Raw genomic sequence first — 21220 nt, forward strand, 5'->3', positions numbered from 1 at the left:
CTATTTATATTCTACTATATTCTTTGTACCACAAATACATACGACTAAGACCGTCTTGAATATTAACTTGGTGTTTCCAACCTAGAGAATTAAGCTTAGATACATCAGATAGTTTTCTCATAGTACCATCTGGTTTATTTATATTAAACCATAACTCACCATTAAAACCAACCATCTCTTTAATTAAGGTTGCAACATCTTTTATAGAAATTTCTTCTCCAGTTCCAATATTTATATGGGTATTCCGGATTTCTCTCCCTTCTATAACATCAGTTAAGTTCAAAAAGTTTACAGACTCCATAACAAAAACAGTAGCATCTGCCATCTCATCACTCCAAAGAAACTCACGCATCGGCCTTCCTGAACCCCACAATTCAACTTGAACCTCACCGTCCTCTTTCCTCCTCACACCATATTTTGCAATAATATCAAGAATATGCTTTTCCTCTGAATCGCCTGTTATTCCTTCTATTGGACGGAAATTTAAATCCTTTCTAATTATATCCCATGCACCCGTTTCCAAGCACTTACCTAAGTATATTTTTCGAAGCATAGCAGGTAATACATGAGATGTCTCTAGGTTAAAATTATCATTTGGGCCATATAAATTTGTGGGCATTACAGCAATAAAATCAGTACCATACTGAATATTATAGCTTTCACACATTTTTAGTCCAGCAATTTTTGCTATCGCATAGGGCTCATTTGTATATTCTAGAGGACCTGTCAACAAGGAATCCTCTCCCATCGGCTGATCCGCTTCCTTAGGATAGATGCAAGAACTTCCCAAAAATACTAATTTTTTGACATTATTTATATAAGATTGGTGAATAACATTATTCTGAATCATCAAATTCTCATATATGAACTGTCCTCGATACGTATTATTTGCTATAATTCCGCCAACTTTTGCTGCTGCTAAAAAAACATATTCCGGCTTTTCATTAAGAAAAAACTGTGCTACAGCATCCTGATTAGTTAAATCTAATTCAGCGTGAGTACGAAGGATAAAATTAATATAACCCTTATTTTTCAGATTTCTGAGAATCGCCGAACCAACCAATCCCCGATGTCCTGCTATATATATTTTAGCATCCTTATCTATCATCTAAATTCTATTTCTTATTCAAAATAGTTCAAAACTCGATAACCTCCATTTTTCAAAAACTCTTCTTTCTTCATCAACTCAACATCATGAGACATCATGTCTTGACAAAGAGCCTTTAAATCATATGTCGGCTCCCAACCTAATTTAGTACGAGCTTTCGTATTATCTCCAATTAACAATTCAACTTCGGTAGGACGATAATATGCTGGATCAACCCCAACAACACTTTCTCCTATTCTATTCTTAAATGCAGCTAAGTATTCCTCACCTACAACTTTAGAAAAGATTTCATCGTTAACATTTACTACAAATCCTTTTTCTTCTTCGTCTACGCCTCTAAATTCGACATCAACACCGACTTCCAAGAAAGACATTTTTATAAAATCTCGAATTGTAGTCGTAACCCCTGTCGAAATGACATAATCATTAGCAGTCTCTTGCTGGAGAATCAAATACATAGCTTTTATATAATCTTTTGCGTGTCCCCAATCTCGTTTACTGGACAAATTCCCCATAAACACTTTATTTTGAAGACCAAGAACTATTCGTGAAACAGCTCTAGTCACTTTCCGAGTCACAAAAGTTTCCCCCCTCAACGGAGATTCATGATTAAACAATATACCATTACTAGCATGCATTCCATATGCTTCACGGTAATTTACTGTAATCCAATAAGCATATAATTTCGCTACAGCATAAGGACTTCTTGGATAAAATGGTGTTGTTTCTTTTTGAGGTATCTCTTGAACCAATCCATAAAGCTCAGATGTAGAAGCCTGATATATCCTTGTTTTATCAGTTAGATTTAATAATCGAACAGCCTCTAAAACACGGAGAGTACCTATACCATCAGCATTGGCAGTATATTCAGGTATATCAAAACTTACCTTAACATGGCTCATTGCAGCAAGATTGTAAATCTCATCCGGCTGAATATCTCCAATAATACGGGTCAGATTCATACTATCTGTCATATCTCCGTAATGAAGAATCATATTTCTATTATCATCATGAGGATCTTGATATAAATGGTCAATACGATCTGTGTTAAACAAAGAGGATCTCCTCTTAATTCCATGAACTGTATACCCTTTTTTTATCAAAAATTCAGACAGATATGCTCCATCTTGTCCTGTAACGCCTGTGATGAGTGCAACTTTTTTACTCATAAAAAATACTTAATATGCGATGTATTAAGATTTGTAATTTAATTAATATTCTACACTATAAGTTCGATTCCAGTTTCCTGAATAGAACATACAAGACACAAAGATATAGTTTTTTTAACTAATTCAAATAAAATTATCTTTATTTTGGCCTATTTTCTTTAATTTCTCTTATTTTCAACACTAAAAAAATCAATATCACCAACTAAGGCGTAACGCTTAATGACTTTCTTATCTGCATCTAAAAGAAACATAGTCGGTGTGCTCATTACACCATAATTTATAAAATTACGTCCACCAAACCCTTTGAAGTCGCATAAATTATCTGAATTTGGCCATGGGAAACGAGCTGTATCTCGACTAAATGTTTCATTCTGCGTATCTGAAGATATAGCGACAATTCTAATTTTCCGTTTCTTCAAATCCGGATAAAGATTAATCAATTGATCTAATTGCACATGGCAATTATCACAATCCGGTGCATAAAAAATCAGCAAAGTCTTATTTGCGTCACTATTAATCAGAGGAAGAGACAAACCTTCCAATGGAGGAGCTTCTACTCCTTTTCGCACTTTTGCTAACGTAAATGCGACATACATATTTCCTTGTGGCACTTCTATCCTTCCCGTCTCTTGTATGTATGGCACAATTATATCAAAAGCATCATCCAGACCAAATTGCTGGGTAATGGTAATCAAATTATCTGCCAAGTGTTCAAATACTTCTTGTGATTTTATCCGCTTTAAAACGGTAATCATATCTTCTCCAAGCATTTGCTGACTGGAATTAAGCTTAACCATCCCATCAATTACATTATACCAGATACTACTTGTATATAATTTTTCCATATCTAACTGATTCAAAGCATATAATCGAGCTTTGGCTTTCTCCATGAGATTTACTCCTTGAGAAACCCGCTCCAATTGCTGCATATAACGTATCATATCAATAAAATGAAAAGCGTACAAAGATGTATCTGGAGCAGGCATAATACCACCTTGCATAATAGAGTATAAAAATTCATTTTCGGACGAATTTTCAAACACATATTTTCCTCCTGCATCTTGGGTTACACTAAAGTTTTCATGATTAATAATCACATTTAAAGGTTTGGTATCTTTAACTTGTAATGATCCCATACCAACATAATCTTTTTCATTGTTAGGAATATTTATTATCAAATCACCGGTAAAAGGTACGATACCCTTTTGTATAGTATCCTGTTTTATCCCTTTATTAAGAACAAATGCATATTCCTTATTCGAATTTTGTAGCAACGATATATTTATTTTCTGAGCATTCGACACGCTGGAACTCAAACAAAACATGGATATCAATAATCTATATATCAATTTCATAAATAATAATCGCTATGCTATAATAATGGAGAGAATAAACGAGTTACGGATTCTTTGAATTTCTCAAACCTAGACCTCTTATCCCATTCTTCAACTGACAACAATGTTGATTGCTCCATATCTTTAAAAAATATTTCTTTTGCTTGTTTACAAGTATCCTCATTATAGATGAAAGCATCCACCTCAAAATTATGCTCAAAGCTACGGGCATCCATATTTGCAGAACCTGTTATTGTTAGAGAATTATCTATAACCATTAATTTAGAGTGTAAGAATCCTGCTTCATAAAAAAAGACACTCACTTTTGCGTCGAGTATTTCTTTCAGAAAAGACATTGAGGCGATATGTACAAATGTGGTATCGGAATGACGAGGAAGCATCAAACGAACATCAACACCTCTCATCGAAGCCATTTGAATGGCTAATAATAAAGGATCGGTTGGAACAAAATAGGGGGTTTGAATATATATACACTCTTTTGCATTAGAGATTGATTGTAATATACCCAAATGTATATCTTTATATGGTCCTACCGGACCGCTTGTTACTAATTGCATTAAATTATCACCCCTACTTTCTAAAATAGGATAATATGAGTCTGAGGCCAAAAACTCCTTTCGGGAAGAATACCAATCTATGAGAAAAATAGTTTGTAAACCTGCCACTGCCTTACCTTCAATCTTAATATGACTATCGCGCCAAATTCCGAAACCAACTCCATCTATATATCTATCAGCGATATTCATACCGCCAACGAATCCTATTTCGCCATCGATTACAACAATCTTCCTATGGTTTCGATAATTCACACGACTTGTCAGAAATTTAAAAGCTACTTTCAAAAATGGTTGTACCTGAACGCCCTCTGCCTGCATCTCTTTGAAAAAATTCCGCTTAGCTTTCCACGAACCTACATCATCATATATTAATCGAACTTCAATCCCCTCTTTCGCTTTACGGACAAGAATATCTCGTACACGACAACCAATATGATCATCCAAGAAAATATAATATTGTATATGGATATGCTTTTTTGCTTTTTCCAGTTCTTCGAACAAAGCATCAAATTTAGTTTTTCCATCAGAATAAAATGTGACTTTACTTCCTCCATAAAGTGGGGCTCCTTTTAATCGGTTCAGTAAATTCACAAGCCCTTTATGATCTGTCGGCGGATTTAAAGTCTCCAACAACTCTTTCCTACCTATCGACCTCCTATTAAGCTTCTTATACATCTTGTGAGATATCAACCTTTGCTTCCGATTATCTTCTCCAAAAAAATAATAAATAATCAAACCGACCAAAGGCAACAATAGTAGGACAAGTACCCATGAAATAGTTTTCAATGGATTCCTATTTTCCGATATAACCACAATCATGGTTCCTAATGCAGTAACTACATAAAGAATTTGGAAAAAAAGAATTAAATTATTAGCTGCTTCCATAGGCTCTATTTGCTCATAAAATAGCTTATAAACCCAAAGTTATAACAAAATATGAGTTTTAAGTACAACCGTTTAAAATTAAATCGTCATTATCTAGTTTGTGTATAGATCCTTATTCTGAGAAATTTCTTCTCATAAAAAATTCAAATCACAGATATATCTACTTTCTGTATTTTTCCTCTGACTCTTCTTCCATCATACTTAAATAGGACTTATACCGGCTCTCACTTATACAGTGATTCTCTACTGCTTCTCTTACAGCACAACCCGGCTCATTCAAGTGAATACAATTATTGAAACGACAATATTTCGAGCATTTAAATATTTCGGGAAAATAATGGAAAATCTCCTCTTTTTCCATATCTACAACTCCAAAACCTTTTATACCAGGAGTATCGATAATAAAACCGCCTTGAGGGAGTTCTATCATTTCCGAAAAAGTAGTGGTATGCATACCTTTTCCATGATAATCGGATATAGCACCCGTTTTCAAATGGGTATCAGGTATCAGAGTATTTATCAATGTAGATTTGCCAACACCGGAATGGCCCGAGAACAGCGTTACTTTATTTTTTATTTTTTCTTGTAAAGTTTCTATTCCCTGTTTGTGTAAGGCTGATATCTTGATACTTGGATAACCTATATTATCATACAGACCTACCAGAGCATCCATATATTCAGTTTCATCTTCTGTGTAAATATCTGTTTTATTAAAAATCAAATTTACAGGTACGCGATAGGCTTCTGCCGAAGCTAAAAAACGATCTATAAACACAGTCGAGGTAACAGGATTATTCACTGTAACTATAAGAAAGCAAAGGTCTAAGTTGGCAGCTAAGATATGAGATTGCTTAGATAGATTTGACGAACGACGAACTATATAGTTCTTCCGATCCTCTATTTCAGAGATCAAGGCTGTACCTTCATTGTTTTCAACAATAGCAACCCTGTCTCCCACAGCTATGGGATTAGTGCTTCGAATTCCCTTTAAACGAAAATTCCCTTTTATCTTACATTCGATATTCAGCCCATCGTCTGTACGAACAAGATACCAACTACCTGTATTTTTTATAACAAGACCATGCTTCATATAATCATCTCACCAATAAAATATGCCAATGTGCCAATATAAAAACTTATTATTGACATATTGGCACTTTAGTCTATTGGCACATTTAGACTGTCAATATTTCTTTTTCCTTTATAATGAAGACATCATCTATCTTTTTGATGTACTTATCATGAAGTTTTTGCATATCATTTTCCGCATCTTTTCCAAGATCCTCGCCAACACCCTCTTTCACCGCTTTTTTGATAGAGTCAATAGCATCGCGACGGGCATTACGTATACTTACTTTAGCATCTTCCGCTTCTTGTTTTGCCTGCTTAACAAGATTTTTACGGCGCTCTTCTGTTAATGGAGGTATAGAAAGGCGTATAACCTCTCCATTATTATCGGGAGTGATACCTACATCAGAATTTAAAATAGCTTTTTCTACTTCTTTCAGCATTTGCTTCTCCCATGGCTGAACAATAATAGTTCGAGCATCGGGGGTATTGATTGATGCAACGCCACTGAGCGGAGTCAGTGTACCATAATATTCAAGCTTAATACCGTCGAGAATATGAGGGTTCGCTTTTCCTGCACGAATACGAGACAATGTTTCATCCAGAAACTCAACAGAAGCCTGCATCTTCTCTTCTGCTTTTTGTCCTATTTGTTTTAAGTCTACTGGCATATAAGTATATTTATATTTGATTTTCTTTAATTACGCATGTACATATGTACCTATATTTTCGCCTTTTATTAGTTTTTCCAGATTTCCAGGAGTATCCATATCAAAAACGACTATAGGCAGATTATTTTCTTTACACATTACGGTAGCTGTCATATCCATCACTTTCAAGCCACGATTATATACCTCATCGTAAGATATACGATCAAATTTGGTCGCTGAAGGGTCTTTCTCCGGATCTGCGGTATAAACACCATCCACACGGGTTCCTTTAAGCATAACATCGGCTTCTATTTCTATACCGCGAAGTGAAGAGCCTGTATCTGTTGTAAAAAAAGGATTACCTGTTCCACACGATAAAATAACAACTTCTCCGTTCTGCATAGACTCTATTGCCTTCCATTTGCTATAAATTTCACCGATAGGTTCCATTCTTATAGCTGTTAGTACGCGGGCTTTTTGCCCAATAGCAACGAATGCTGAACTTAAAGCCAGACTATTTATAACGGTAGCTAACATACCCATCTGATCACCTTTCACTCTATCATATCCTTTAGAGGCACCACTTAAGCCACGGAAGATATTACCTCCTCCGATAACAATACTTATTTGAACCCCCATATCAGCTACAGCTTTAATTTGTTCAGCATACGCATTCAGACGGGTCACATCGATTCCGTATTGTTGATTACCCATTAGTGACTCACCACTCAGTTTCAGGAGTATTCTATTGTATTTTATCATAATTTATTTTAGTAAGTGTACAGCAACCTTATTTATTTTGTAAGCAGTATCGACTCGCTATATTTTATTCTATGCAAATCTAGCATATTTTACTAAATAATGAAAACCAAATATTCCTAATCATATTTTATAACAGCAAAAAGATACTGTCTGATAAGTATTAACTATTTTTGCAATAGATCAAGGATAAAAATATATTATCAAAATATGATACAAAGTCTACTTATCATCATCTTTATTTTCTTATCAGTATTAATAGTTACAGGGACTGTAATATGGTCGTTAATAAAATGGAATAACAAAAAGAGTAGAGATACAGGATGTCTGATAGCTATACTATTTTTCATCCTAGCGTTATTAAGTGGAGGATATTTAATTTACAAAGGTGTAAATACAGTAATTAAGAAAGCTCCCGAAATTCGAGACCAAGCAATAGAAGTCCTTTCTGAATCCTTATCAATACACTTCAATGATACTCCATACATGGATAGCCTTAGAATAATGCAACCTATCGACTCTATTATCCCTGAAACATTTTTTACTTATGGAGGTTTCCGCGATAGCTATCGCATACCGTTGGTATATCCATATTCGATGGTGATGATAGACGAAATGAAGTATGGCTCCTTAAAGGATGAGAGTGGTATAAGTAATATCGCAACAGAAGTAAATAATTCTAAAGTTATAATATCTGGAATCACGTCTTTTGCCTTTGATAAAAATCATCTTTTAGCAAAAACAGAAGGAAAAACCAGTAAAGAAATTAAATATATATTATTTGATTTCAACTCTAAGCAAATAGAAATGTTCGACAGTCAGATCGATTTATTACAAAAAGCTAAAGAATCAGGCTTCGATATTTCAAACACGATGGATAATCCGCGTACGTATTACTATAATTTATTCTAAAAACATACCCTTTCTTTTTATTTTAAAACAAAATGAAAAAATATATACTAATCCTCCTAACATTATCAACCATAACTATGTGCAGTAGCAAACCCAAAGAACCTATTGTAGTTGTACAAACCAGCTACGGAAATATAAAGATCAAACTCTACAACGAAACACCTATTCATAGGGATAATTTCTTGAAATTGGCAGAAGAAGGTTTTTATAAAGATTTGACATTCCATCGTATTATAAAAGACTTTATGATACAAGGTGGAGATCCTAAGACTAGAAATAATCCTGATATGTCGTCGCAAGAAGACACAATAATGGGTAATACAATTCCTGCCGAAATTAAATTCCCTCTGTTTTTTCACAAACGAGGAGCATTGGCCGCCGCACGCTGGGGTAATGCCGAGAATCCGACAAAAGCATCGGATGCATCGCAATTCTATATTGTTACAGGCGAACTTAAATTTGATGACAAACTAAACGAAATAGAAAAACAAAGATTCGAGAGGCTTAAGCAAAGTATATATAATGACTTACAATCCTCGAACATGGACACTATAAAAGCTTTGTATAAAGAAGGAAACAGAGCCGGAATTACTGAATTGAGAAGCCAGTGGCAAAAATTAGCCGAAACAGAAGCTAATGAACGAAAATCAGAAATATTATACACGGAAGAGCAACGTGAGTTTTATAAAACCAGAGGAGGTGCACCACATCTAGATAATGAATATACAGTATTCGGAGAGGTGATAGAAGGGATGGATATCGTTGAAAAAATAGAGAATGTAAAAACTAACGAAAAAGACAAACCATTGAAAAATGTTTTTATGAATGTAATCATACTCGAAAAATAATGATCAAATATGAATCAAAGTAATATTTTCATCTTCCAAAAAGATATTGAATCCGAATCTGTCGGAGAAGGGATTACTCGTCAAATATTAGGGTACGACAAAAGCCTAATGCTAGTAAAAGTATCATTCATAAAAAGCAGTATTGGCGAGATACATAGCCATCCCCATGTACAATCATCGTATATAGAAAGTGGCACCTTTGAAGTCTCTATAAATGAGAAAAAAGAAATTTTAAAAACCGGTGATGCCTTTTTTGTCCCATCTAATATTAAACATGGCGTTATCTGCCTAGAATCGGGAACTATTATCGACACATTCAATCCAATCAGAAAAGATTTTTTATAAATACTATTATGAACAAAAGACAAGATGATAAGGCATGGAAAGTATTGAAAAGCGAATATATTTTTCAAGAACCTTGGCTTACAGTAAGACGAGAGCATATAAAACTACCAAATGGAAATGAAATTCCGGATTATTATTTATTAGACTATCCCAATTGGGTAAATATCATTGCCATAACCAAAGAAAAAGAATTTGTGCTCATTCGTCAGTACAGACATGGGCTAGGTTATTCTGCAATGGAATTATGTGCAGGAGTAGTAGAAAACTATGATCCGTCTCCTCTTGTTTCGGCTCAAAGAGAATTGCTAGAAGAGTCTGGTTATGGAAATGGAAATTGGGTCAAATATGCAGAGTTATCTGTGAATCCGGGAACTCACACCAATACAACATATTGTTTTTTGGCTACCGATGTTGAAAAAGTGTCGGAACAAAACCTTGAAACAACAGAAGATATATCTGTTCACCTGCTAACTTTAGAAGAACTAAAAGAAACTTTATTCAAGGACGGTATAAAACAAGCTGTTCAAGCAGCGCCATTATGGAAATATCTGGCAGAAAGCAAGTTGCTTTAAATAATAAGTGCTAGCCTGAATTTTATTAAGATTAAGTCAATAAAGCTCAGGCTAGCTCTTAAGAAATTCTAAAATTCCAGTTTATCTTTATAATTACGGGAATTAGGGTGCGGAACTCCAAAAACCTTCGTAGAAACAGAACTCATTTCCACTTTCCATACCCTAACATTATTTACAGCAGGAACAGAATAAGTGAAAACTCTTTCTGTATATTGTTTCATTATAATATTTAAAGCCTTTACTTTTTCATCAAAATCTTCTTCAAAGACTACATTTCCCCGGCATATAATACTTGCACCTTTCATTCGGTAACTACAGGCTACTTCTTTGTTTTGATATGTTAGAATAGGTTCTGTACAAAAGGTGATGCAAACATTCGAATTCTTTTCCAAAGCTTCTATACTTCCACCTTCTTGGGCCGAATGTAAATAGATAATATCATCTTGATAACCAAAATTCATAGGAATCACATAAGGCATACCATCAGGATCTATCATCCCCACATAACAAATCGTATTTTTTGCTATTATTTCTTCTATCAAATGTCTTTCTTCGACTGTTACTGTAATCATAGTATAGTATTGTTTCTTTATCCAAAACAAAGATATAAAGAAATTACGTCCCTTAAAATATCATTTCCAACCTCTCTATTTTTTCATTGTAATTATATAATTTCCCTGAGACAGAGATAATGTCTGTTTTGTTTTATGCTTATAAGCAGGATCGGGACTATATTGTTTTTCATCCAGAGGCTTTTTATTAATTGAAACCGACCAATCTCGATCTTCCGGCAAATAGATAATCCCTTTAGTTCCACGTGGTACGGTGATATTTAATGTAAAACCTTTTTCAGAATATGTATAGCTCGACTTAATTTCACCTTTCACAGAAGGAATAGTAAGAGACACACTCTTTAATGCGGTAAGACATGGTTCTACTTTAAATACTTTATAGCCTGGTTCGAGAGGATATATACCACAAAGATATTGACTTATAACAGTAAGTGCGCCACCACTCCATGCATGATTTACCGTTCCACCGCCAAAACCGCCGACTTCCCAACCTTCAAAAAGTGTTGTATAATCAATATTATTTACCATAGGTGAAAACCTTTTTTTCATCCTTTCCAATCCATAATCACCTTCACCCATAATGAAGAGAGCTTCCATTACATATTTTTCCATATATGGACTAGCGTGAAACTCGGTTCTAAAAACTTTTGATATTTCGGAATACTTCAGGTGATTTGCTATTCCTGATATTACCGCAAGCGCCTGTACTCGATCGTCTGTCTTTCCTTTATACTCTGGATGCCTATACGCAGTTCCATCCCAACAAGCATTATAACCTCCGGATACCTTCCCCATGATAGCTCTATAATTACTGGCATCGTCAATATATCCTAATTTATCGGCCATCAATGCAGCTCCCTTAAGTGCTAAATAATGCCATCCTGCAAAAATTAAACGCATATCCCGATTATTGCCCCAATCACCCCAGGCCCAACCTCCTTCTCGATAAGCAGTAAGGCCAGTTCTGTCTAGGCTCCATAAAGACAAGTATTTTTTCACGGCCGGATATACTTCTTTTATTGTCTCTAAATCTCCCGTATTCATATAATAGTTCCAAAAGCCATAATAACCAATACTGGCGAGCATCTGCCCTGGTAATTCTTGATCATAATTTCCTGAAGGTATAGGCGAGTACAAAACTCCATCGGGCTTTTGCCAACCAACCAGTTCTTTTATTGCTTTTTTCATTAAAAGGTGTGTGGATTCAGAATAGGTATAGAAACTCTCCCCCATAAGCATAACCACATCGCCCCACCATTGTGCCCGTTCACGGTCAGGACAATCGAAATAAGTATCACGCATATTTATATAAATAGTACGTAATGCTTTGTTCCAAAAACGCATAAAGAAGTCATCTTCACAGGTAAAAGCACCCTGAGGTGATGCATTGTAACCAGTTTCTCTATATTTTAAACTATTGACCTGTATATGAGACGGAACCACCAGATATATTTTCTGACCATTTAACCAACCTAACGACTCATATTCCTGTTTGCCTTGTTTTGTTATATACTCCGCCCTCAAATTTGTTTCACTTCCTCCGTGCAGATGATCTGTACAAATGGATATCAATTCTCCACCCTTAGAATCTACAATTTCTAAGATAGGAGTCATTTGCATATTATAGGGCAATGTACCTATTATAGTATCAGAGGTGTTACCTTTTATTCGTTGAAGTTGACCTACAGATTTCACACCAAAATCTTTCCAGAAAGGAATAGGTCTTTTTACTAAATTATTCCAAGGTGCGCTTCCCCAACTACCAATCTCGACTGCATTTGTAAAACCATATATCTTTTCACAATCTGCCGTTTGCCAGTCTATCATTTCTTTATTTGCATCGTATCGGATATTAGATTCGGGTAAACGATAATTAGGAAAAGGAGCTTCTGTATTGGCATAAGCGGGATGCATTTTACATAACCATGAATGATCTGTCGACAAATTAATTCCATCTTGCCCAGAATGCATTATAAATCCAGCTTTACCGCTATTTTTATGTGAAAAGCCGTCTTTTCCAAAATGCCATAAAAGTACAGCAATTTCATTCTTACCTTTTTTCAGAAAAGGGGCTAAATCTATTTCATCATAGTATGTATCCTGTGGATTAGGACCTCTTTTCAGTCCACCTTCAAAAATAACCATCTTTCCATTAACCCAAAGCCAATATTTGCTATCAACGGCTATTTTAGTCATAACCTTCCCAGGTACATTATTTATAGAAATATCCTTCCGAAAGCATACCCATTTATTAGCTGAATTTACATCAGCATCGGATACTGTTATCCATTTAGAAGCTATATTATCTGAATAAAGGTTTCCCACAGAAGAAAAAATAAGAAATAACAGATAAAAAATCTTTTTCATTTCGAACTCATTTGATGATTGTACAAAATCGTTAAATAATTTATTTTAAAACAAAAACGAATCAAACAAATAGATCTGAATTTTATCAGCCTTTTATGTTCTTGTTATATTACACAAAAAAGACATTCCTATAAAACTTGTCGTATACAAGTTTTACAAATCGAGTATGATAATTATTAATTGGCTCTATTTATTGCTTCAATAATTTTTATTTAAAGTGTCCATCCGTTCCCTTTCCCAATTGTGCTTTGCCTTCAAAATATTGGATGAATAAAATGAATCAAACAATATAATATTAAAGGTAGAGCTTTTAATCAACATAACAAAATGTTTTTAACATTAAATTTTAACAATTGCGATTATATATAATAATAAAAAAAGACGGAGCTATCGCCCCGCCTTTTACTATATTATTTGAATATATTACAATCTATCTTTTTTCGCTTTCAATGATGAATACCCTAAATAATATATTATAATAACATACATTACCAAAGCCAAGACTTCGGCAAAAGTACCACTCGCCCACTCTTCATTTACTAAGTTAATACCACCGAAGCGCATGGCAGCACTAACAACTCCCATCAATGCACCACCTGCTATAAATCCGGAAGCAAGCAATGTACCTTTCTCCAAACGAGCCGAATTCAAAGCCTCATCTTTACTTCGACTGCCCACATACCAATTGACAGCTCCTCCAATTAACAGAGGTGCGTTCAACTCCATGGGAATGAACATCCCCAAAGCAAAAGCCAATGCAGGCACTCGCAAGAAAGTAAGCAGTAGAGCTAACAATGCCCCTATTGCATACAATATCCAAGGAGCCCCGGCTCCCATCATAAGAGGCTCGATAACAGCAGCCATCGCATTCGCTTGTGGTGCAACCAAAGCATTGTCACCCGTAAATCCGTATGTTTTATTCAAAATAAGTATTACTCCACCTACTGTTGCTGCAGAAACCAACGTCCCCAAAAACTTCCACGACTCTTGTTTTGCCGGTGTTGTTCCTGCCCAATAACCTATTTTAAGGTCGGTAATAAAGCCTCCTGCCATAGAAAGTGCAGTACAAACCACACCACCTATTATAAGTGCAGCCACCATACCTGAAGTACCTTTAAGCCCTACCGCAACCATAACAACCGACGCAAGAATCAACGTCATTAACGTCATACCTGAAACAGGATTAGTTCCGACTATTGCAATAGCATTTGCTGCTACAGTAGTGAATAAGAATGCAATAATAGCTACAACCAAAATACCGATGATAGCATGGAATAAATTATGAATTACACCAAAGTAGAAGAATAGGAATGTTACAATAAGAGCAACAATCACACCAATCGATATAATCTTCATTGGCAAATCTCTCTGCGTGCGTTTATTTATCTGTTTAGTATCTGAAGCCACCCCTCTAAGTTCTTTCGAGGCTAAACCAACTGCACTTTTTATAATGCCCCAAGACTTTACAATACCTATAATTCCAGCCATAGCAATACCTCCGATACCAATATGACGGGCAAAAGTTGTAAAAATAGCCTCGGGAGCCATTGCAGAAATATCTCCCACAAAAGTAGGATTCAGCATCTGCAAAGCCGATTCCCCTAAAAAGGGTAAAGCTGGTACTATTACAAACCAAACCAAAGCCGATCCCGCACAGATAATAGCAGCATATTTCAATCCGATTATATATCCCAATCCCAAAACGGCTGCTCCAACATTTACCTTAAATACAAGTTTTGCCTTATCTGCTATTTCTGCTCCGAAAGGCAAAACTCGTGTAGTAAATGTTTCGGCCCATGCACCGAAAGTTGCTACAACGAAATCGTAAAGCCCCCCGATAAGGCCGGCCAAAATAAGAGGTTTTGCCTGATCTCCTCCTTTTTCACCAGACACCAGAACCTGTGTAGTAGCAGTGGCCTCCGGAAATGGATATTTACCATGCATATCGGATACAAAATACTTACGGAATGGAATGAGGAACAAAATACCAAGTATTCCTCCTAATAAAGAACTAAAAAACACCTGAAAAAAATCGACTGAAATTTCAGGATATTTAGACTGTAAAATATACAATGCAGGTAGGGTAAAAATAGCTCCGGCTACAATAACACCGCTACTGGCACCTATCGACTGGATAATAACATTCTCACCCAAAGCATTTTTCCGTTTGGTTGCACTAGACAAGCCTACAGCTATAATGGCTATAGGAATAGCCGCCTCAAAAACCTGACCAACCTTCAATCCCAAATAAGCAGCAGCGGCACTAAAAAGCACTGCCATCAACAATCCCCAAATTACCGACCAAGGGGTTACTTCTTTATATTGCTTTTCGGGCGACATAATAGGCCTATATTCCTCGCCCGGTTTCAGTTCTCGGAAGGCATTTTCGGGTAGCCCACTCACCTTTTCTTCATTTTCAGTTTTCACTTGATAGTTTTTTATCGGTTAAAAATGATTTCTACAAATTAAACACTACTTTATATTGTCTTACTCCTATTATAAATATACAAAAGTAACAAAAGACATAAGACCTCTAAGCTACAAAACTACATTATTTTCTTATAAAGAAAAAGCCGTCATAGAGACAGCCTTCTTATATCACAGTTTATTTACGAATCAATCGTTTTGATATGGGATATTTTTATATTCACACATTTCTACAATTTTCGCCTTTACGTTTTTCACATCATCATAAATAAGAACCGATAGGTCTAACTTTCGCTGCCTCTTCTCTCCATTAACTAAAAAGACTATATAGCTTACACCTATGTTGACACGACTTACACTTGTCCAATCGAAAGCAACTTTCCCTTGTTTTGGTAAATTAACGGCAATTATATTCGAGTCTATCTTTAATAGAGGTCCTGGCAACCACAAAGTATTACTTAACAATAATATAACAGACAAGATAAAACCTGCCATAGCGCAGAAAAACAATATTCCGTAGCGATTAGCTATGCCTTCCGTTATGCAAAAATAAAGGGTAAAGCCTGCAAGAAAAGCGCCGGTCATAACATTTACTATTTTTCTTATTTTAGAAATGCCGCTATAATCAATAATTAGTTCATTCATAAACCTTCGTTTTAAATTAAGATTATTACAAAAATACAAAAACCTTCGACGTATTAATTATTATTAAAAAAATGAATGAGAATATTTTTGGCTTTGATTATAAAAATTATGATTCTTTACAAATATCCTGTATAATCAAACCAGCCAATCTAAGACCAAAGGTCGCTGTTATATGCACTAAAGTTCCGTTGGTCTGTGCCTTGACACTCGGATTATCCTGTTTGAGTAATTGGGAGCTTTTAGATTCATCATTTTCATATTTGAATCCTCTATTTTCAAGTACCTCATCACTATATACGCACATAATTTTCTTAGAAGGTTTCATTCCTTGTTTCATTTTCCTACGCAAAGCAGCACCTAGCGGACAACCTTTCACTTTCCAAAATTCAGCGGTCTTAATCCTAGTCGGATCCATCTTCAAAGCAGCTCCCATAGAAGAAAAAACCTTTGCCTTTGTTCGAGTTGCCGTTAACAACAGATTAACCTTATGCTTAAGGCTGTCAATAGCATCGATGATATAGTCGTAATTTTCTAACTGAAAAGAGGCGGAATTCTCCTCACTATATACTCCGGCGATTGCTATTATTTCAACATCGGGATTAATATCTAATAAACGAGACTTTAAAACGTCGACTTTTCTTTGTCCTACTGTTTTAGTTGTCGCCATTAACTGCCGGTTGATATTAGTCTCACAAACAAAATCCGAATCAACAATTGTAAGATATTTTACACCTGTTCGAACAAGGCTTTCGGCACACCAACTACCTACTCCACCTACTCCAAACAGGATGATCCGTTTGCTGGCAATTTTTTCCATCAATTTATTACCAAGCAATAGTTCTGTCCGTTTAAATATTCCTTTTTCCTCTTGCATCGTATTTTTATTTTTTCGGGGTGTAAACTTACAATAAATATTTCTGTTTTTCATGTTAAGAAAATAATCATGTATCTTTGCTTTTCAAAGAATTAAGGTCATACTATATAACAATCATTTATGAATATACTATTACTAGGCAGCGGAGGCCGTGAAAACGCACTTGCATGGAAAATATTACAAAGCGAAAAAGTAAAAAATCTCTATGTAGCGCCGGGAAACGCCGGAACTGATTTGATTGCAAAAAACGTTAGTCTATCAATAACGGATTTTCCTGCGATCAAACAATTTGTTCTGAATAGTGACATCAACATGGTTGTAGTAGGTCCTGAAGAACCTTTAGTTAAAGGAATATATGACTACTTCGCCAATGACGCAGAAATCAAGAATATCCCTGTGATCGGGCCGTCTGAAGAGGCAGCTAAATTAGAAGGTAGTAAAGATTTTGGCAAGCAATTTATGTTGCGCCACAACATACCTACAGCTCGTTATAAAAGCTTTACACTAAACGAACTTAACGATGCTTGCCAATTTCTGGAAACTTTGGAAGCTCCATATGTATTAAAAGCTGACGGACTTGCTGCCGGAAAAGGAGTGCTCATCATAAATGACATAGATGAAGCAAAAAAAGAATTGAAAGAAATGCTTAGCGGCATGTTTGGCGAAGCTAGCAAAACTGTAGTCATCGAGGAATTTTTATCTGGATTAGAGTGCTCTGTATTTGTCCTTACAGATGGAGACTCCTATAAAATACTGCCAGTAGCAAAAGACTATAAACGCATTGGCGAAGGTGATACCGGACTAAACACAGGAGGAATGGGTGCCGTATCTCCTGTTTCTTTTGCCGATGACATATTCATGAAGAAAGTAGAGGACAGAATTGTTATTCCTACCGTAGAAGGACTAAAAAAGGACAATATAATATATAAAGGCTTTATCTTCCTTGGCTTGATAGAAGTGAAAGGGGAACCCATGGTTATAGAATACAATGTTCGAATGGGTGATCCGGAAACAGAGGTTGTTATGCTACGCATCAAATCTGATTTTGTATCACTACTTGAGGGTGTTGCGAATAAGACTTTAGGCGAAAAGAAAATGGAAATAGACACTCGCTATGCTACAACCATAATGATGGTTTCGGGTGGATATCCGGGTGATTACGAAAAGAATAAGGAGATTACAGGATTAAATCTGGTTGACGACAGTATTGTATTTCATGCAGGCACAAAGATTTCAGAAAACAAAATATTGACATGTGGTGGCCGTGTTATAGCAGTTAGTTCGTATGGAAGTACTAAGGAAGAAGCTCTTGCTACCTCCTATAAAAACGCAGAGAAAATATCCTTTGACAAAAAATACTTTAGAAAAGATATCGGTTTCGATCTGAAATAAATGGCAGCAATACCTAAGTCTTATAAGAAGAATGTTGTAGAAGGAAATGGCATTCTAATTTTTGCTATTCTTTTTTCTATTATTATCCGTTTTGTATATTATCTGAATTTCAATTCTATTGAAACAGATACAACAAGCGGATATATATGGGATATTCTTTCTCCTTTTTTCAATAACCGTGCGACTTCCATTATTTGTAGCGGGATATTTACTATTGGGCTAGCTCTTATCTGCGCAAACATAAACACAACACATGTATTAATAAGGAGGAAAACGATATTACCTCCTGCTATGGCAATATTACTATTTAGCTGTCACCCAATATTTATCAACATGTCAGCGGAATATATAAGTACACTCCTGTGCCTACTAATAATATCCATGCTTTTTATATCCTACAACGACAGTTATAAACAAAGAGCTGCATTCGGAACTAGTTTCATACTCACTTTAGGAAGTTTCTTTACATCTAGTCTCTTGATATATTTCCCTTTTCTATGGGTTGCATTGGCTATGATGAGGTGTATGAATTTCAAAGCGTTCCTCGCATCATTATTAGGTATTTTTATTTTATATATTCCGGCGTTTTCATTTTATATTTTCACCGATAATTTAGATACATTTCTTAGGCCTTTTACGTCTCTTAGCTTGCAACAACTAGTGCATATACCATCTATGAATCTGGATATTACACATTGGATTATCTTTGGGTTATCAATCATACTACTGGCCGTAATTTTCACTGATAATTATATCAATCGACATAAAGACAAAATCAAGACACGTGCATATCTAAGATTATTATCTACTCTAGTCGTGTTTAGTATATTAGCATACTTGTTTTTGAATATTCAACCAATGTTAAATATCTTCATCGCATTAAGTACGGGTTCACTTTTATTATCTCACTTCTTTGCTCTTGCCGAGAGAAAGATCACCGTAATTTTCTTTTACATTTCTATTATGGTTTATATTACTATTTGCCTTTCACCTTTTTTATTTTTATAAATAAAACATTTACAGGAGATAGCACGTTCTATTAATAAATAAAACAGAAAAGGGAGGATACTAAAATGAAGATCAAGACTATATTTATATTTATATCTATCTCAATATTACTTCTTGGTTGTAAGTCGGGAGATAGTTTAACTAAACAAGAGATAATAAACGATATTACTCAAAAACTAGAATCTCAAAACTATACATTTATACCCAGCACAGCTATCCCAATGGGAGGTAAATCTATACATCTAAATTATTCTTATTCTTTGAAAGTATCAAAAGATACGATTAATTCGTACTTACCTTATTTTGGGCGTGCATATGTAGCTCCATCTCCGACAGACGAAGGAGGCATAAAATTTGTCTGTACCGATTTTGTATACACAATTTCAGATAAGAAAAAAGGTGTATGGAATGTCGACATAGAAACTAAAGACGGGGTAAAAAAATACAAGCTCAGGCTGATTGTAGGAGACAGCGGATATACGACTCTATCTGTGCAAGATAACAGCAGGCAAGCCATTAGCTTTTATGGAAAGATCGAATAAATAAATAATATTTCACCTTCTACAACCGTTTTTTTAAGTATAAAAGTCATATATTTGGAAAATTATTATTTATTTCGCATCTCTCAACGGGACGCTAAATATTTTTGAATATTTTTTTATGCAAATATCCTTCACTGCAGAGCAAATTGCTACAGTATTAAATGGGACAATTGAAGGGGATTCTTCTGTTGTGGTAAATAATTTTTCCAAGATAGAAGAGGGTAGACCCGGGACTTTAACTTTTTTAGCTAACCCCAAATACACCCATCATATTTATACAACCAAAGCTAGCATTGTTCTTGTAAACAACGATTTTGTTGCCGAACAACCTATAAAGGCAACGCTTATACGCTGTTTTAACGCTTATGCCTCATTAGCCATATTATTAGATATGGTAGAAAAGACCAAGCCTAAAAAAAACGGAATAGAGCCGATGTCTTTTGTAGCTTCGAGCGCTTCAATAGGCGAAAATGTATATATAGGCGCTTTTGCCTATGTCGCTGATAATGTAACAATAGGTAAACAATCACAAATATATCCACAGGTCTATATAGGAGATGATGTAAATATTGGCGAAAACACCGTTATATATCCGGGTGTAAAAATATATGCTGGGTCTATAATCGGTAATAATTGCATTATACATTCTGGTGCTGTTATAGGAAGTGATGGATTCGGTTTTGCTCCTGAAAACGGAGTCTATAAGAAAATACCTCAAATGGGCATTGCAATTATAGAGGACGATGTTGAGATAGGAGCAAATACTACTATCGACTGCGCCGTCATGGATGCCACAATTATACATAAAGGTGTCAAACTTGACAATCTCATACAAATAGCTCACAATGTCGAAATTGGGGAGAATACCGTTATGGCTGCACAAGTAGGCGTATCAGGCTCTACAAAAGTAGGTAAAAATTGTATGATTGGTGGACAAGTTGGATTAGGTGGACATATAACAATTGGCGACAATGCTAATATCGGAGCTCAATCCGGAATTATAAGCAATATAAAGCCCGATTCGAAAATAATAGGATCGCCGGCTATTCCGGTTCGAGATTTTTTCAAATCCAGTGTTACATTTCCTAAACTACCCGACATGTATAAACAATTAGCACAACTACAGAAAGAAGTAGCCGAATTAAAATCTAATCAAAACAAATAA

The 21220-nt window shown here is 35.3% G+C and carries 20 protein-coding genes; 8 read left to right on the forward strand and 12 right to left on the reverse strand.

Annotation, left to right across the window (positions count from 1 at the left end):
* Positions 1-4 precede the first annotated feature (4 nt).
* From JGH11_RS00830 to pyrH, 7 genes are all read right to left on the reverse strand, one after another.
* On the reverse strand, positions 5-1105 hold the full coding sequence (locus JGH11_RS00830; protein WP_201109763.1) for a GDP-L-fucose synthase: 1101 nt from the start codon (positions 1103-1105) through the stop codon (positions 5-7).
* Between the two features lie 17 nt (positions 1106-1122).
* The gene (gene gmd, locus JGH11_RS00835; protein ID WP_201109660.1) at positions 1123-2277 is read right to left on the reverse strand and encodes a GDP-mannose 4,6-dehydratase; all 1155 of its coding nucleotides are present in this window, start codon (positions 2275-2277) and stop codon (positions 1123-1125) included.
* Between the two features lie 158 nt (positions 2278-2435).
* Positions 2436-3632 (reverse strand): peroxiredoxin, encoded by a 1197-nt coding sequence (locus JGH11_RS00840; protein ID WP_201109661.1) that lies wholly within the window; start codon positions 3630-3632, stop codon positions 2436-2438.
* Positions 3633-3649: 17 nt separating this feature from the next.
* Positions 3650-5074, reverse strand: coding sequence for a cardiolipin synthase (cls, locus tag JGH11_RS00845; protein WP_201109662.1), 1425 nt, complete (start codon positions 5072-5074; stop codon positions 3650-3652).
* A gap of 160 nt (positions 5075-5234) precedes the next feature.
* Positions 5235-6164, reverse strand: a complete 930-nt coding sequence (gene rsgA / locus JGH11_RS00850; protein WP_201109663.1) for a ribosome small subunit-dependent GTPase A — start codon at positions 6162-6164, stop codon at positions 5235-5237.
* 85 nt (positions 6165-6249) lie between these two features.
* Entirely contained in the window at positions 6250-6813 is a 564-nt protein-coding gene (frr, locus tag JGH11_RS00855; RefSeq protein ID WP_201109664.1) for a ribosome recycling factor, read from the reverse strand.
* A gap of 30 nt (positions 6814-6843) precedes the next feature.
* A complete protein-coding gene (gene pyrH, locus JGH11_RS00860) occupies positions 6844-7554 on the reverse strand; it encodes a UMP kinase (protein WP_201109665.1) in 711 nt (236 codons plus the stop codon).
* A 207-nt stretch (positions 7555-7761) separates the two neighbouring features.
* Between pyrH and JGH11_RS00865 the strand changes: the two genes are divergently transcribed.
* From JGH11_RS00865 to JGH11_RS00880, 4 genes are read left to right on the forward strand one after another with little or no spacing between them, the layout of a single operon-like run.
* On the forward strand, positions 7762-8463 hold the full coding sequence (locus tag JGH11_RS00865; RefSeq protein WP_201109666.1) for a hypothetical protein: 702 nt from the start codon (positions 7762-7764) through the stop codon (positions 8461-8463).
* Positions 8464-8495: 32 nt separating this feature from the next.
* Positions 8496-9311, forward strand: coding sequence for a peptidylprolyl isomerase (locus tag JGH11_RS00870; RefSeq protein ID WP_201109667.1), 816 nt, complete (start codon positions 8496-8498; stop codon positions 9309-9311).
* A 9-nt stretch (positions 9312-9320) separates the two neighbouring features.
* Positions 9321-9656 carry a cupin domain-containing protein gene (locus JGH11_RS00875; RefSeq protein ID WP_201109668.1) on the forward strand — a complete coding sequence of 112 codons (336 nt, stop codon included), beginning with the start codon at positions 9321-9323 and terminating at the stop codon, positions 9654-9656.
* A gap of 8 nt (positions 9657-9664) precedes the next feature.
* On the forward strand, positions 9665-10228 hold the full coding sequence (locus JGH11_RS00880; protein ID WP_201109669.1) for an NUDIX hydrolase: 564 nt from the start codon (positions 9665-9667) through the stop codon (positions 10226-10228).
* Between the two features lie 68 nt (positions 10229-10296).
* On the opposite strand, the gene JGH11_RS00885 is transcribed toward JGH11_RS00880, so the two are convergent.
* The 5 genes from JGH11_RS00885 to JGH11_RS00905 form a co-directional block, all read right to left on the reverse strand.
* Positions 10297-10800: a pyridoxamine 5'-phosphate oxidase family protein gene (locus JGH11_RS00885; RefSeq protein WP_201109670.1), complete on the reverse strand. Its 504-nt coding sequence runs from the start codon at positions 10798-10800 to the stop codon at positions 10297-10299.
* Between the two features lie 75 nt (positions 10801-10875).
* Positions 10876-13167 carry an alpha-L-rhamnosidase C-terminal domain-containing protein gene (locus JGH11_RS00890; RefSeq protein WP_201109671.1) on the reverse strand — a complete coding sequence of 764 codons (2292 nt, stop codon included), beginning with the start codon at positions 13165-13167 and terminating at the stop codon, positions 10876-10878.
* Positions 13168-13590: 423 nt separating this feature from the next.
* Positions 13591-15594 (reverse strand): OPT family oligopeptide transporter, encoded by a 2004-nt coding sequence (locus JGH11_RS00895; protein WP_201109672.1) that lies wholly within the window; start codon positions 15592-15594, stop codon positions 13591-13593.
* Between the two features lie 189 nt (positions 15595-15783).
* Positions 15784-16239 carry a hypothetical protein gene (locus tag JGH11_RS00900; RefSeq protein ID WP_201109673.1) on the reverse strand — a complete coding sequence of 152 codons (456 nt, stop codon included), beginning with the start codon at positions 16237-16239 and terminating at the stop codon, positions 15784-15786.
* Between the two features lie 106 nt (positions 16240-16345).
* Positions 16346-17113: a ThiF family adenylyltransferase gene (locus JGH11_RS00905; RefSeq protein WP_201109674.1), complete on the reverse strand. Its 768-nt coding sequence runs from the start codon at positions 17111-17113 to the stop codon at positions 16346-16348.
* 120 nt (positions 17114-17233) lie between these two features.
* On the opposite strand from JGH11_RS00905, the gene purD reads away from it, so the two are divergent.
* The 4 genes from purD to lpxD all read left to right on the forward strand — a co-directional run bounded on the left by purD (position 17234) and on the right by lpxD (position 21220).
* Positions 17234-18505 carry a phosphoribosylamine--glycine ligase gene (purD, locus tag JGH11_RS00910; protein ID WP_201109675.1) on the forward strand — a complete coding sequence of 424 codons (1272 nt, stop codon included), beginning with the start codon at positions 17234-17236 and terminating at the stop codon, positions 18503-18505.
* Entirely contained in the window at positions 18506-19513 is a 1008-nt protein-coding gene (locus tag JGH11_RS00915) for a hypothetical protein (protein WP_201109676.1), read from the forward strand.
* Positions 19514-19578: 65 nt separating this feature from the next.
* On the forward strand, positions 19579-20055 hold the full coding sequence (locus JGH11_RS00920; protein WP_201109677.1) for a DUF4251 domain-containing protein: 477 nt from the start codon (positions 19579-19581) through the stop codon (positions 20053-20055).
* 124 nt (positions 20056-20179) lie between these two features.
* On the forward strand, positions 20180-21220 hold the full coding sequence (lpxD, locus tag JGH11_RS00925; protein ID WP_201109764.1) for a UDP-3-O-(3-hydroxymyristoyl)glucosamine N-acyltransferase: 1041 nt from the start codon (positions 20180-20182) through the stop codon (positions 21218-21220).

The organism is Dysgonomonas sp. Marseille-P4677 (assembly GCF_016652235.1).
Lineage (GTDB): Bacteria > Bacteroidota > Bacteroidia > Bacteroidales > Dysgonomonadaceae > Dysgonomonas.